Genomic DNA, 14,503 nt, shown 5'->3' on the forward strand with positions numbered 1-14,503 from the left:
GATGACCAGACAAGATTTTTGGAACTTAATAGAAAGAAAAGGAATACTGTTTCTTGACGGAGCTACCGGCACAAATCTTATGAAGGCAGGTCTGCCAGCAGGTGCATGTACCGAGGAATGGATTCTTGAAAATCCGGATACCATAAAGAATCTTCAGACAAGCTATGTGGAAGCAGGGAGTGATATTATTTATGCGCCTACTTTTACAGGAAATAGAATAAAGCTAAAGAACTTTGGTTTGGAAAACAGAATTGGAGAAATAAATAACAGTCTTGTAACGCTGGCGAAAGAAAGTGCTAACGGAAAGGCACTTGTTGCGGGCGATATAACCATGACCGGAAGGCAGCTTAAGCCAATGGGTGATTTGGATTTTGAGGAGCTTATTGATGTATATAAGGAACAAATCAGAATCCTTGACAATGCCGGATGTGACATTCTCGTAGTTGAGACCATGATGAGCCTTCAGGAATGCAGGGCAGCACTTATTGCAGCCAAGGAAGTTTCCGATATTGCTGTTATTGTTACGCTTACCTTCGAAGGTGATGGAAGAACTTTATTTGGAACAGATGCAAAAACTGCAGCTATAGTAATGGAGTCTCTTGGAGCAGCTGCAGTAGGAGCAAACTGTGGTACCGGACCTGATAATATGGTGGACATTATTGCAGATATGGCATCAGTGACATCTATTCCTATTATTGCCAAGCCTAATGCCGGGCTTCCGGTTGTCACCGAAGATGGATCAACCGAGTATGATATGGACTGTGATACCTTTGTTGCAGAGATGGAGAAGCTTATAAAGGCAGGAGCTACAATTATAGGTGGGTGCTGCGGAACTACTCCGGATTATATCAGAGGCATACACGAAAAATATGCGGATTATACAATCTCATCCAATGAATTGATTAAAGCTGATGGATCCTCTTTTACAAGAAAGCCTGACGGCTTGCGTTTTCTTACCAGTGAACGTAAGACGGTTGCCTTTGGCCTTAACGATCCTTTTATGATAGTCGGAGAACGTATAAATCCTACCGGAAAGAAGAAGCTTCAGGCGCAGCTTCGCGAGGGTAATCTCGATATGGTATGCGATTTTGTATCACAGCAGGAAGAGGACGGTGCAACAATTCTTGATGTCAACGTCGGTATGAGTGGTATTGATGAAAAACAGATGATGAGCGATGTTCTTGATGAAATTATTCCACTTACATCACTTCCTCTTTGCATAGACACAAGTGATGAAGCTACCATGGAAATGGCGCTTCGTAAGTACCCGGGTCGTGCACTCATAAATTCTATTTCTCTGGAAAAGGACAAGGCTGAGAGATTCATTCCTCTGGCAAAAAAATATGGTGCTATGTTCATAGCGCTTCCCGTAGGCCCAAAGGGATTGCCCGGAAGTCTTAAGGAAAAGCACGAGTTTATAGAAACTTTATGCAGTAAAGCATATGAATTCGGATTAAATAAGGAAGATATAGTTGTGGACGGTCTTGTTGCAACAATCGGAGCAAATCCTGATGCTGCGCTTGAAACCTTATCCACAATAAGCTATTGCAAGGAACATGGACTTGCAACAATCTGCGGATTATCCAATATTTCTTTCGGACTTCCGCAAAGAGCATTTATAAATACTGCATTTCTTACAATGGCAATAGGGAGTGGTCTTACTATGGCCATATGCAATCCTTCTCAGGAGCTTCTCGTAAACAGTGCTTTTGCGTCCGATCTGTTAAGGCATAAGGAGGAAGCTGATCTTCGTTATATCGAGAGGATGGGAAGGTATGATGGGATGAATGTCCAGGTTACATGTGTCCCTAAAGGCCAAAAGCTTGTAGCGATGGCTCCTGATGCTTCAGCAGGTACAAATTCTGCTAAAGCAGGTTCTGATTCGGATAACAAGGAAAACGGAAATGTTAATGTATCAGATTCTCTGATAAAAGAAGAGCTTTCTGATGTAAAGACAGTATTTTATAACAAGATAAAGACTGATGTAATGAAGGGTTCAAAAAGGACAATTGAAAAGGATACTCTGGAAGCTGTAGATGCAGGTTGTGAACCCAAGGTCTTATTAAACGAATACCTTATGCCGGCCATAAATGAAGTTGGTGACCTTTTTGATAAAGGTAAATACTTCCTTCCTCAGCTCATAGCTAGTGCCGAAGCTATGAAGCTTAGCATTGCAAAGCTTGAACCTTTATTAAAGGAAGGCGATGAAGAAGGAGCAAAAGATAAGGATACTATAGTAATTGCTACTGTACATGGAGACATCCACGACATTGGCAAAAACCTTGTGGCACTTATGCTGAAAAATCATGGCTTTAACGTAATTGATCTTGGAAAGGATGTTCCAAGTGAAAAGATAGTAGATACAGCTATAGCAGAAAATGCAAAGATAATTTGCCTCTCAGCGCTTATGACAACTACCATGCAGGAAATGAAAAATGTTGTAAAGCTTTCAAAAGAGAAAAACTGCGACGCTAAAATACTCATAGGCGGGGCTGTTGTAACAGAAGACTATGCATGGGAAATCGGTGCGGACGGATACTCCTCCGACGCCGCCAACTGCGTCATCGTAGTAAAAAATATTATTAAGAATCTATGATTGTATCTTTGACACATACATCATATAAATGCGATAATATTTATATGATTATTCGTGATTTAATCTACACACAGCTCTGAGGAAATATATGTTTTAAGAGCGCCGATTATACGCGAAGCGTAACGAGGCGCGAATAAAATATATATTTCCTCAGAGCGTCCGGTTAACACCCGGCTAACATAAATACTGGAGGATTGCATATGAATGGAGCACAGGCAATTGTTAAATGCCTTGAAGAAGAAAAGGTAAAGATTGTATATGGCTATTCGGGAGTGGCTATCGCACCCTTTTATGATGCTCTTGGTGATACAAAGGTAAAACAGATACTTGTCAGAACTGAACAGAATGCAGCACATATGGCAAGCGGATACGCGAGAATAAGCGGAGAAGTAGGAGTGTGTGCTGTTACAAGCGGACCCGGTGCCACAAATCTTATAACAGGTATTGCAACTGCTTATGCGGACAGTATACCACTTGTATGTATCACCGGTCAGGTTAATTCAGAACTGATCGGAAGTGATGTATTTCAGGAGGCTGATATTACAGGTGCAGCTGAATCGTTTGTAAAATACAGCTATCTTATACGTAATGTAAATGATATTCCAAGAATATTTAAAGAAGCTTTTCATATAGCCAGTACAGGAAGAAAAGGACCTGTATTAATCGATATTCCGATAGATATTCAACAGGCGGAGATCAGCAAGTTTGCTTATCCTGACAAGGTTAATATGAGAACCTATAAGCCTACGGTAGAGGGTAATGCCGCTCAGATAAAAAAGGTTGTAAAAGAAGTTGCGCAGGCTAAGCGTCCTATTATTTGTGTTGGCGGTGGCGTTCATCTCTCCGGAGCCGCATTGGAAATAAGAAAATTTGTAAAGGATAACTGCATTCCTGTTGTATCAACCATGATGGGAATTGGAGTGATGGCATCGGAAGACCCGTATTATTTCGGAATGGTCGGCAATAACGGAAGACCGTGCGCCAACAGGGCACTTAATGAATCCGATCTGCTTCTTATGGTAGGAGCACGTGTCGCTGATCGTGCAGTAAACAGGCCGGATCTGATAACAGAGAATAAGGTTCTTATTCATATTGATGTTGATCCCGCTGAGATAGGAAAAAACGTAGGTCCCACAATTCCTCTTGTAGGTGACATAAAGCACATTTTTAAGAAAATAAATGAATATGAGGATGAGGTTGACCTTATCCACGAGAGAACCGAATGGATCAATACACTGAAAAAATATAAGCAGGAGATGGTTGAAATCAGACCTGTTATTGATACTACAAAGTACGTGGATCCCATGCCGTTTTTGCAGAATCTGTCCCGCAAGCTTCCATCAGATGCGATTTATGTTGCTGACGTGGGACAAAATCAGATTTGGTCCTGCAGATGGCATCTTGTAAGAGACGGCAGATTTCTTACATCAGGTGGAATGGGAACCATGGGGTATTCAATTCCTGCAGCCTTTGGCGCTAAATATGCAGATCCCAAGAAAAAGGTTGTTGCTGTAATGGGTGATGGAGCTTTCCAGATGTCCATGATGGAGCTCTCAACCATACGCCAGCACGGAATGAATGTAGGAATAATTGTATTTACTAACGGATTTTTGGGAATGGTTCGTGAATACCAGCATTATGCATTGAATGACAGATATAACATGGTTGTACTTCACAATACACCAAAACTCGATAAAATCGCTGAAGCCTATGACATGAAGTACCTTCGTGCCTCTTCACAGGAGGAAGCAAACAAACTGATTGACGAACTGGTCCAAAACGATGAATGCGTCCTTTGCGAAGTAGTAGTCGACCCCATGGACCTCGCAAAGTGATAGGCTGTGAAATCAATCATTGAACACAGATGAGTTGAATTTTTATCTGTATATTTATCCAATACACAGCCGGAATAAATATATATTTCAAATGTGCCGATTATACGCGAAGCGTAACGAGGCGCAGATGAAATATATATTTGTGACGGCGTCCTGGGAGGCTAAAAAATGAAACGAATATATTCTGTTTTGGTTGAGAACCATGCCGGCGTTCTTTCAAAGGTAGCCGGTCTGTTTTCAAGACGAAATTTTAATATTGATTCTCTTGTCGTTGGTGAGACAAATTCAAAGGATGTATCCTGCATGACAATTGTTTCAAGCGGTGATGAGAGAACTATCGAACAGATAGAAAAGCAGTTAAATAAAAAGCTTGACGTTATAAAGGTTAAAACCTTTAAGGAAAGTATGAGCATATGTCGTGAGCTTACTCTTATAAAGGTACGATACAACCGTGAAAACAGAAGAGATATCATGGAAAACTGCGACATCATGAAGGCTCAGATCGTTGATATGAGCAGAAACATGATGATAATTCAGATTTGTGATACCCCTGAAAGAGTTGAAGTATTTATCGAGATGCTTAGAACTGTCTCTATTGTGGAAATGGCACGGACTGGAACAGTTGCACTTACTAAATGCAACGAAGGAGATAAATAATTTATCCCTTTAAAGTTTTAAATAATAAAAGTATTTTATTGACTTTATAATTAAAAGCGAATAAAATTTGAAGATATTAGATTAATTTACATTTATTTGGAGTGGTATGAAGAGAAAAGTCTTTCAATTACTTGTAGATAATACATCCGGCGTTTTAACAAGGATTTCAGGCTTGTTTGCAAGAAGAGGTTATAATATCGAGAGTATTACAGCCGGAACTACAGCAGATCCCAATTTTACCAGAATAACAATAGTTACATCAGGTGATGATGTGATCCTTGACCAGATTGAGAAACAGCTTAGTAAGCTCATTGATGTCAGGGATATACATGAACTTGAGCCTGAAGAGAGTGTTTACAGAGAACTTGCATTGGTAAAGGTTCGCGCTGATGAGAAAGAGCGCGAGAGCCTTATATCCATAGTAAACATTTTCAGGGCTAATATTATTGATGTTACACCCGAGTCTCTTATTATTGAGATTACAGGTAATCAGTCCAAGGTTGACGCGCTCCTCAGAATGCTGGAGGGCAGGGAAATATTGGAACTTGCGAGAACCGGAATTGCCGGTCTCGGAAGAGGTACTGATAAAGTGATTTCCATTGAGGAATTACAGAATATGTAAAGGATAACTTCGGAAATTCAATACTGATTGGTTTTCGTTGCTATATACAATTTTTATTATTACGGAGGTAAGAAACATGTCACAGGAAGCACGTATTTTCTATCAGGAAGATTGTAATCTTTCACTTTTAGAGGGTAAGACAATTGCGATTATAGGCTATGGTTCACAGGGTCATGCGCATGCACTTAACCTTAAGGAGTCTGGTTGCAACGTCATTATTGGTCTCTACGAGGGATCTAAGAGCAAGGCTAAGGCGGAGGCACAGGGACTTAAAGTATATAACACAGCTGAAGCTGCTAAGATGGCTGATGTGATTATGATTCTTATCAACGATGAGAAGCAGGCTAAGATGTATAAAGAGGACATTGAGCCCAACCTTGAGGCTGGCAATATGCTTATGTTTGCTCATGGTTTCAACATTCACTTCGGCCTTATTCAGCCTCCGAAGGATGTCGATGTTACAATGATTGCTCCCAAGGCTCCCGGTCACACAGTAAGATCTGAGTATCAGGCTGGAAAAGGAACACCTTGTCTTGTAGCTGTATATCAGGATGCTACAGGTAAGGCACTTGATAAGGCACTTGCTTATGGTGCAGGTATCGGTGGTGCAAGAGCAGGTATCCTTGAGACAACCTTCAGAACAGAGACTGAGACAGACCTCTTTGGTGAGCAGGCAGTTCTTTGCGGTGGTGTTTGTGCACTTATGCAGGCTGGTTTCGAGACTCTTGTTGAGGCAGGCTATGATCCCAGAAACGCATACTTTGAGTGCGTACACGAGATGAAGCTTATTGTTGACCTCATCTATCAGTCAGGCTTTGCAGGAATGAGATATTCAATTTCAAATACTGCTGAGTATGGTGATTATGTAACAGGACCTAAGATTGTTACAGAAGAAACTAAGAAAGCAATGAAGAAGATACTTTCAGATATCCAGGATGGTACATTTGCAAAAGAGTTCCTGCTTGATATGAGCGAGGCAGGCGGACAGGTACACTTCCAGGCTATGAGAAAGCTTGCAGCTGAGCATCCCGCTGAACAGGTTGGAGCAGAGATCAGAAAGCTTTACAGCTGGAATAATGAAAGCGATAAGCTTATCAATAACTAATGAAAAGGAGAGCTGCCGCATAGCGGCAGCTCATTTTTGAAGATTATGGAGTATTACAGTAAGAAGCCATTACGGGTAAGATTGTTTACGCTTTTGATTCTTTCCATTATTATGTATATGGTAGCGGTGGTGCCTTTCTTTGTTTCAAGGGGCATGCCGTTTTTCTATTATGGAGATTATAATGTCCAGCAGATTCCTTTTTATACTATTGCACATAGGGCTGTAAGAAGCGGTAATCTGTTTTATTTGTGGAATATGGATTTAGGTGGCTCTCTTATAGGCAGTTTTTCTTTTTATCTTCTGGGAAGTCCTTTTTTCTGGATGACTGTTCCGTTCCCTGAGACTGCAATTCCGTATATGATGCCTTTTCTGATGGCACTTAAATATGGTGTATGCTCGATGACTGCATATGCATATCTTAGAAGAAAAGTGATTCGTGATGAATCAGCTATGATTGGAGCTTTCTTATATGCCTTTTCCGGGTTTAATGCATGTAATATTGTGTTCAATCATTTTACGGATGCGGTTGCATTTTTTCCTCTTTATCTGCTTTCCTTTGAATTGCTGATGGAAATAGATCATCATAAGGACCACTGGCTCTTTATTCCCGGTGGGAAAAGGTTTGTTTTCTTTTCACTTATGACGACACTTATGGCTGTGATAAATTATTATTTTTTCTTCGGACAGGTAGTGTTTCTGATTATTTATTTTTTTACCTGCTATGTTCCGGGAAACAGAAAAGGACACATATTTAGAATGTTTATAAGGGCGTTATGCGGCGGTATAACAGGTGTCCTTATCGGTGGCTTTTATATTCTTCAGGCAATTCTCGGAGTTTCCGGAAACAGCCGGATTTCCAAGGTCCTTATTGGATATGATACAGTCTCATATAAGAGCATGAATATGCTTTGGGATATTATAAAAAGCATGGTCATGATTCCTGATATTATCGGAAAGGGAACCGTATTTTATACAGATGCCGTTAAAAATGCATCGCTTGCTGTTTTTTTACCGCTTTTTGGGCTTTCGGGAGTTTTTACATATTTTTTTATGAATAAAAACAGGAAGGATGTACATAAGCGGCTTATTATTATATGTCTGGTAATGGCCTTTGTTCCTATTCTTAATTCTGCTTATTCACTTTTTAATCAGAATTATTATGCCCGATGGTTTTATATGCCTATTCTGATAATGGTAATGATGACTGCGAAGGCAGTAGAACGAGGTGCTTCAAAGGAACTGAAAAAAGGAACGCTATTAACATGTATGTTGTTTATTCTTATAGTCCTGATATCAATGCTTCCTTCTTATAATGAGAATGGTGATGTGGTAATGAACGGACTGATTTTAAATGAACATATATACTGGCGTGATGTTATCGGAACATCAGTTATTATGGTTATGCTTATTATAGCTGTTTTTGTTGTTCCTAAGTGTACACGTAAGCTTACAATTCCCGGTTTGGATAAAACTATTATTACTTTTAATAAGCCTGTTATGAGAGTGGAAATAATGCTTTTTTTGACGATGATTGCTTCAATTATCTCACTCCATATCGTTATAAAAAACGGAAGCGGGCTTATAAATGATTTTGGGAAAAAAGAATGGGAAGAACAGATGTTAAACACTGCGCCTGTTCTTAATGACGAAGATGAATTTTTCAGAACAGAGACAGATAGAACGGCAACCAATTATGATATGTTCTGGGGGTATGGTTCACTTCATAGCTTCATAAGTACAATTCCTTCCGAAACATTTGATTTTTTATACGGAACAGCTGAAATCGAGAGGACTGTTGAGACAATTATTCCGCAGAATCGCATAGGCCTTAGGGCAATTCTTTCAAACAAATATTATTTTGAGAATTCGCTCATAAATGATGAAGGCTTTTTTGAAACCGAAGGTGGAATAAACGGTTTCTTTTTACAGGATTCTCAGAATGGAATAGATATATACAGAAATATTAATTATATTCCAATGGGATTTACCTATGATTACTGTATAAAAGAATCTGATTGGGAAGAAATTGAAGATGTCGAATTAAAGGACAGACTTTTATCGGTTGCTGTTATTTTAAAGGATGAAGATGCTGAAAATAACAGTGATATAATAAAGGAATTATCATCTGAATACTATCAGAATGAGCTTCCTTTGGATGTATTTCAAAATAACTGTATGGATAGAACAGATACTTCCTGCAAAAAATTTAAAATCGATACAAAGGGATTTTACGCTATGACAAGTAATCTGTTAGAGGATAAGATCATGTTCTTTTCAGTTCCCTGCATGAAAGGCTTTAAGCTTTTTGTTGATGGAAAGAAAGCTGATATTATTACAGCGGATTATGGAATGATAGCCATAAGAATTCCGGCAGGAGTACATGAAATAAGGACTGATTACAGACCATATGGTTTTTATCCGGGAATAGTTTTAAGTGTTGTCGGAGTTGTGATTATTTGCGCGTATTTATCGTTTCATCATTTTTACAAAAATCGCTAAATATGGTATGTTTATTCAGGATATATACAAAAGATACAAATGATGAATGTTTTAGGAAAGGTGAGGAGTGATTGTAAATGGCAGGTATGACTATGAGCCAGAAGATTCTGGCAGCACATGCGGGACTTTCTGAGGTGAAGGCAGGACAGCTTATAGAAGCAGATCTTGATCTTGTACTCGGTAATGATATAACAAGTCCTGTAGCCATCAAGGAAATGGAAAAATTTAATTCCAAGGGTGTATTTAACAAAGATAAGATTGCCCTTGTACCGGATCATTTTGTTCCCAATAAGGATATTAAATCTGCTGAAAACTGTAAGTGCGTTCGCGAATTTGCAAAGCGAAATTCAATCACCAACTATTTTGAAGTTGGTCAGATGGGAATAGAGCATGCTCTTTTACCTGAAAAAGGCCTTACCGTTCCGGGAGATTTAATTATAGGAGCCGATTCTCATACCTGTACCTATGGTGCACTTGGAGCATTCAGTACCGGCGTGGGTTCAACCGACATGGCTGCGGGAATGGCAACTGGAAAAGCATGGTTTAAGGTTCCCTCTGCCATAAAGTTCAATTTGACAGGGAAGCTTAATGAGTACGTCAGTGGTAAGGATGTTATCCTTCATATCATTGGTATGATAGGTGTTGACGGTGCTTTATATAAATCTATGGAGTTTACCGGAGAAGGTGTAAAAGAGCTTTCAATGGATGACAGATTTACAATTGCAAATATGGCAATTGAAGCAGGTGGAAAAAACGGAATATTCCCTGTTGATGAAAAAGCAATAGAGTATCTTAAGGAGCATGCTCCCGGTAAAGAATATAAGATCTTTGAGGCTGATCCCGATGCTGAATATGATGAGGAATACACTATTGATTTATCTGCATTAAAGTCAACTGTGGCATTCCCGCATCTTCCTGAAAACACACATACATTTGATGATATTGATGATATTAAAATTGATCAGGTTGTTATCGGATCCTGTACAAACGGAAGAATTGATGATATCCGAATGGCGGCTAAGGTGCTTAAAGGCCGTAAGGTTGCTGAGGGCATAAGATGTATAATTATTCCTGCAACTCAGGCTATTTATATGCAGGCTATGGATGAAGGTCTTCTTAAGATATTTATCGAAGCAGGTGCTGTTGTTTCTACGCCTACCTGCGGACCATGCCTTGGAGGTTATATGGGCATCCTTGCATCCGGAGAGAGATGCGTATCGACAACAAACAGGAACTTTGTAGGCAGAATGGGAGCTACAGACTCAGAGATTTATCTTGCTTCACCTGCCGTTGCAGCTGCAAGTGCGGTTACAGGCAAGCTTTCACAGCCTTCAGACTTATGATTAACAACAGAGGAAAGGTAAAGGAATTATGAAAGAAGCAAGAGGAAATGTTTTTAAATTCGGAGATAATGTAGATACTGATGTTATTATACCTGCAAGATATTTGAACACCACAGACCATTCAGAGCTTGCTGCTCACTGTATGGAGGATATTGATAAGACTTTTATCCAGAAAGTTCAGAAGGGCGATATTATTGTAGCAAATAAGAACTTTGGCTGTGGTTCTTCAAGAGAACATGCACCGATCGCTATTAAGGCTGCAGGTGTATCATGTGTGATTGCTGAGACTTTTGCCAGAATTTTTTACAGAAACAGTATAAATATAGGGCTTCCTATTGTAGAATGTGAAGAAGCTGCAAAAGAGATAAATGAAGGTGATGTGGTAAGCATAAATTTTGATACAGGTGTTATCACAGATGAGACAACCGGTAAATCATATCAGGGGCAGGCATTTCCTCCGTTTATGCAGAAAATAATAGATAGTGAAGGATTGGTAAACTACATAAATGCAAAATGATGTAAGACTTTTTATGGTAATTCCCTGCTATAACGAACAGGAGGTTTTACCTGAAACTTCCAAGAGACTTGAAGAAAAATTTAAGGACTTGGTCAATAAAGGAATAATTTCTTCCGAAAGCAGAGCTGTTTTTGTTGATGACGGCTCTGCTGACAACACTTGGGAAATGATTGAAGAATTACACAAGAAAAATCCCTTGTTTCAGGGAGTAAAGCTTTCCAGGAACAGAGGACATCAGAATGCACTTCTTGCAGGCTTAATGACTGTAAGAAGTGTATGTGATGTTGCGATATCCATGGATGCAGATCTTCAGGATGATATAAATGCAATTGACGAAATGCTTCAGAAGTTCAAGGAAGGTTCCGAGATTGTATTCGGCGTCAGAAGCAGCAGAGAGACAGATACTTTCTTTAAAAGAGGAACTGCTCAGGGGTATTATAAGCTCATGAATAAGATGGGAGCTGATATTGTTTATAACCACGCTGACTTTAGACTTATGAGCAGCAATGCTCTTGAGATGCTTTCGGAATTCTCTGAGGTAAATTTATTCCTTAGAGGAATAGTACCTATGATAGGTTTAAAAACCGACATAGTTTATTACAAAAGATCAGAGCGATTTGCAGGTGAGAGTAAATATCCTCTTTTTAAAATGCTTTCCTTTGCTTTCGAGGGTATTACTTCTCTAAGTGTTAAACCCATTCGAATGATTTCAGGCCTTGGAATTACAATATTTTCGGTAAGTATTATTATACTTATATACTCACTTGTCAGATATTTTACCAACAATACCATTCCGGGATGGACTACAACAGTTCTTTCCATTTGGGCTATTGGCGGACTTACAATGATTTCGCTTGGCGTTATCGGTGAGTATATTGGCAAGATTTATCTGGAGACCAAGAACAGACCAAGATATATTATCAGTCAATATCTGGGCGATAAGAATGATAACGTAAGCCTGACAGATGTAAAAATCAGTAAATAAACAGAAGAGATTCTGTATTATATAAATTTATTTTGAGAGGTTTTTTATTAAATGGCAGAAGAAAAGAAAAAGAAAACACCTGAAGATTTCAAGAAAGAAAGTGAAGCTGCTTTCAGAGTTGATCTTGCTGACGGCACAAAGGTAAAAAAGGTAATCGGAATAGTCAGTGGAAAGGGCGGTGTTGGAAAAAGTCTTGTTACAGGACTTTCAGCCTGCGCTATGAACAGAAAAGGATATAAGACAGCTATTCTTGATGCTGATATTACAGGACCGTCTATTCCGAAAATGTTTGGAGCAGAGCAGATTAAATATGCTGACGATAACGGTAATATGATTCCTTCTGAATCGGATAAAGGCATTAAGATTGTTTCACTCAATCTCCTTATGGATAATGACACGGATCCTGTAATTTGGAGAGGACCGGTTATTGCCGGAGTAGTTAAACAGTTTTGGGGTGAAACCAGTTGGGGTGACATCGATTATATGTTTGTTGATATGCCGCCCGGAACAGGTGATGTACCGCTTACAGTATTTCAGTCACTTCCCGTTGACGGAATAATTGTTGTTTCTACTCCACAGGAACTGGTTTCCATGATAGTTGAGAAAGCCGTAAATATGGCTAAGATGATGAATGTTCCCGTAATTGGCTTAGTTGAAAATATGAGCTATATGAATTGCCCTCATTGTGATAAGCCAATTTATGTATTTGGTGAGAGTAAAATTGATTCATATGCATCTGCCAACGGACTTGATGTACTTGCAAGAATTCCACTTGATCCTGACTTTGCTGCAAAGTGTGATGCGGGTAAAATAGAAGAATATGAGCCTGATTTTATGGATAGTCTTGTCTATAAGCTTGAGCAGTTATAAGATTAATTTATAATAAAAATGGAATAATATTGGGGGATATGGTTATGAAGTGGAGGCCTGGTAAAAAGCAAGTCAGTATTATGTTGTCTGTAATATTTTGCAGTCTTGTGATTATGCTGATTTACTATGTTCTATTTAACGGTAATGCTCTTGTAAAAGGAATAAACAGGTTTCTTTCTATACTAACCCCGATTATTATCGGTTGTGTAATAGGTTATATTCTTTCACCTATATTAAATACCATCGAAAAGAGATGGATTTATCCCATCTACAGGATGCGGGGAATTGATCTTAATGATGGTCAGTACTTTAAAAGGAGGAAAAAGGTGAGACAATTCAGTGTTGCTCTCACCATGCTCTTTTTCTTTGCAGTTCTTTATGCAATGTTTATGATCCTTGTGCCTCAGCTTATAAGAAGCATTAAGGAAATCATTAGAAACTTTCCTTACTATGCTTCAAATTTTCAGAGATTCATGGATAAATATCTGGATGACAATCCTTCAGTCAGAAGGACTGTCGATTCTCTGCTTCAACAGTATTCAGCTACTATAAACAATATGTTTAAGGATAGAGTGGTTCCAAATCTATCTACAATGATAACCACAATATCAAAGAGTATGATGAATATAATTCAGGTTTTTCTCTATCTGATAGTTGGTATTGTTGTTGCTGTTTACGCCCTTAATTCAAAGGAATCTTTCATGGGGCAGGGAAAGAAGCTGTGCTATGCATATCTCAAACGGGATTTTGCCAACGAGGTTATTGGCGCTTTCAGATACGCACATCATACTTTTACGGGATTTATTATCGGTAAGCTTGTTGATTCACTTATTGTCGGAATTATTACATTTATTATTCTGAGAATATTAAATATTCCTTATGCTATAGTTCTTGCTTTTGGAGTTGGCATTACAAACATAATTCCGTTTTTCGGACCATATATTGGCGGAGGCTTTGGACTTATACTCCTTATTATGATTAATCCTTTCAAGGCCTTGGTGTTTTTGATAGTTATAGTAATTATTCAACAGATTGACGGAAATATAATAGGGCCGCTTATTCTTGGTAATTCCACAGGCTTATCAAGCTTTTGGGTTATATTTGCCATAATGTTCTTCGGAGGTATATGGGGGCCTGTCGGATGGCTTATAGGGGTTCCTGTTTTTGCATGCATTTATACCTTTTTTGGACATGTAACAATGATGCGGCTGAGAGACAAAAAAATGCCAAGGGATACTTCGACTTATATAAATACGGCATATATGGATGATAGGGGAGCTGTTTCCCTGGAGGATGCGGATAATACAAAATATTATGTACATAATGAAGCATCAACCTGGAGAAGGATATTTAAACTGTATCGCAGTAAGAAAAAGTATATTGAGCAGGTTCTTCCGAATTTACCTGTCGAAAAAGAAAATACATCTGATGCAAAAGAAAATGAAGATGAAAAGGGACATTAATTTTGTAATGT

11 protein-coding genes are annotated in these 14,503 nt (G+C 38.9%); all 11 read left to right on the top strand.

Features of this window, described 5'->3' with window-relative positions:
• The first annotated feature begins 1 nt into the window (after position 1).
• A complete protein-coding gene (locus tag G602_RS0117545; RefSeq protein ID WP_026660122.1) occupies positions 2–2,596 on the top strand; it encodes a homocysteine S-methyltransferase family protein in 2,595 nt (864 codons plus the stop codon).
• A 200-nt stretch (positions 2,597–2,796) separates the two neighbouring features.
• Positions 2,797–4,431: a biosynthetic-type acetolactate synthase large subunit gene (gene ilvB / locus G602_RS0117550; RefSeq protein WP_026660123.1), complete on the top strand. Its 1,635-nt coding sequence runs from the start codon at positions 2,797–2,799 to the stop codon at positions 4,429–4,431.
• Positions 4,432–4,599: 168 nt separating this feature from the next.
• Complete coding sequence (ilvN, locus tag G602_RS0117555; RefSeq protein ID WP_026660124.1) at positions 4,600–5,088, top strand: acetolactate synthase small subunit; 489 nt, start codon at positions 4,600–4,602, stop codon at positions 5,086–5,088.
• Positions 5,089–5,194: 106 nt separating this feature from the next.
• Positions 5,195–5,710 (top strand): acetolactate synthase small subunit, encoded by a 516-nt coding sequence (gene ilvN, locus G602_RS0117560; protein ID WP_026660125.1) that lies wholly within the window; start codon positions 5,195–5,197, stop codon positions 5,708–5,710.
• A gap of 76 nt (positions 5,711–5,786) precedes the next feature.
• The gene (gene ilvC, locus G602_RS0117565) at positions 5,787–6,815 is read left to right on the top strand and encodes a ketol-acid reductoisomerase (protein WP_026660126.1); all 1,029 of its coding nucleotides are present in this window, start codon (positions 5,787–5,789) and stop codon (positions 6,813–6,815) included.
• Positions 6,816–6,860: 45 nt separating this feature from the next.
• A complete protein-coding gene (locus tag G602_RS0117570) occupies positions 6,861–9,314 on the top strand; it encodes a YfhO family protein (RefSeq protein WP_026660127.1) in 2,454 nt (817 codons plus the stop codon).
• A 77-nt stretch (positions 9,315–9,391) separates the two neighbouring features.
• A complete protein-coding gene (gene leuC / locus G602_RS0117575; protein ID WP_026660128.1) occupies positions 9,392–10,657 on the top strand; it encodes a 3-isopropylmalate dehydratase large subunit in 1,266 nt (421 codons plus the stop codon).
• A 28-nt stretch (positions 10,658–10,685) separates the two neighbouring features.
• On the top strand, positions 10,686–11,174 hold the full coding sequence (leuD, locus tag G602_RS0117580) for a 3-isopropylmalate dehydratase small subunit (RefSeq protein ID WP_026660129.1): 489 nt from the start codon (positions 10,686–10,688) through the stop codon (positions 11,172–11,174).
• Positions 11,164–12,159: a glycosyltransferase family 2 protein gene (locus G602_RS27325; RefSeq protein WP_044932684.1), complete on the top strand. Its 996-nt coding sequence runs from the start codon at positions 11,164–11,166 to the stop codon at positions 12,157–12,159. The genes leuD and G602_RS27325 overlap by 11 nt, the downstream gene beginning before the upstream one ends.
• Positions 12,160–12,210: 51 nt before the next feature.
• Complete coding sequence (locus tag G602_RS0117590; protein WP_026660131.1) at positions 12,211–13,029, top strand: Mrp/NBP35 family ATP-binding protein; 819 nt, start codon at positions 12,211–12,213, stop codon at positions 13,027–13,029.
• A gap of 44 nt (positions 13,030–13,073) precedes the next feature.
• Positions 13,074–14,492 carry an AI-2E family transporter gene (locus G602_RS27330; protein ID WP_049945313.1) on the top strand — a complete coding sequence of 473 codons (1,419 nt, stop codon included), beginning with the start codon at positions 13,074–13,076 and terminating at the stop codon, positions 14,490–14,492.
• Positions 14,493–14,503 lie beyond the last annotated feature (11 nt).

The organism is Butyrivibrio sp. AC2005 (assembly GCF_000424145.1).
GTDB lineage: Bacteria > Bacillota > Clostridia > Lachnospirales > Lachnospiraceae > Butyrivibrio.

What these genes read in the sequence shown, in the direction of transcription:
- G602_RS0117545 (WP_026660122.1), top strand. Translation starts at nt 2, where the DNA reads ATGACCAGACAAGATTTTTGGAACTTAATAGAAAGAAAAGGAATACTG.
- ilvB (WP_026660123.1), top strand. Translation starts at nt 2,797, where the DNA reads ATGAATGGAGCACAGGCAATTGTTAAATGCCTTGAAGAAGAAAAGGTA.
- ilvN (WP_026660124.1), top strand. Translation starts at nt 4,600, where the DNA reads ATGAAACGAATATATTCTGTTTTGGTTGAGAACCATGCCGGCGTTCTT.
- ilvN (WP_026660125.1), top strand. Translation starts at nt 5,195, where the DNA reads ATGAAGAGAAAAGTCTTTCAATTACTTGTAGATAATACATCCGGCGTT.
- ilvC (WP_026660126.1), top strand. Translation starts at nt 5,787, where the DNA reads ATGTCACAGGAAGCACGTATTTTCTATCAGGAAGATTGTAATCTTTCA.
- G602_RS0117570 (WP_026660127.1), top strand. Translation starts at nt 6,861, where the DNA reads ATGGAGTATTACAGTAAGAAGCCATTACGGGTAAGATTGTTTACGCTT.
- leuC (WP_026660128.1), top strand. Translation starts at nt 9,392, where the DNA reads ATGGCAGGTATGACTATGAGCCAGAAGATTCTGGCAGCACATGCGGGA.
- leuD (WP_026660129.1), top strand. Translation starts at nt 10,686, where the DNA reads ATGAAAGAAGCAAGAGGAAATGTTTTTAAATTCGGAGATAATGTAGAT.
- G602_RS27325 (WP_044932684.1), top strand. Translation starts at nt 11,164, where the DNA reads ATGCAAAATGATGTAAGACTTTTTATGGTAATTCCCTGCTATAACGAA.
- G602_RS0117590 (WP_026660131.1), top strand. Translation starts at nt 12,211, where the DNA reads ATGGCAGAAGAAAAGAAAAAGAAAACACCTGAAGATTTCAAGAAAGAA.
- G602_RS27330 (WP_049945313.1), top strand. Translation starts at nt 13,074, where the DNA reads ATGAAGTGGAGGCCTGGTAAAAAGCAAGTCAGTATTATGTTGTCTGTA.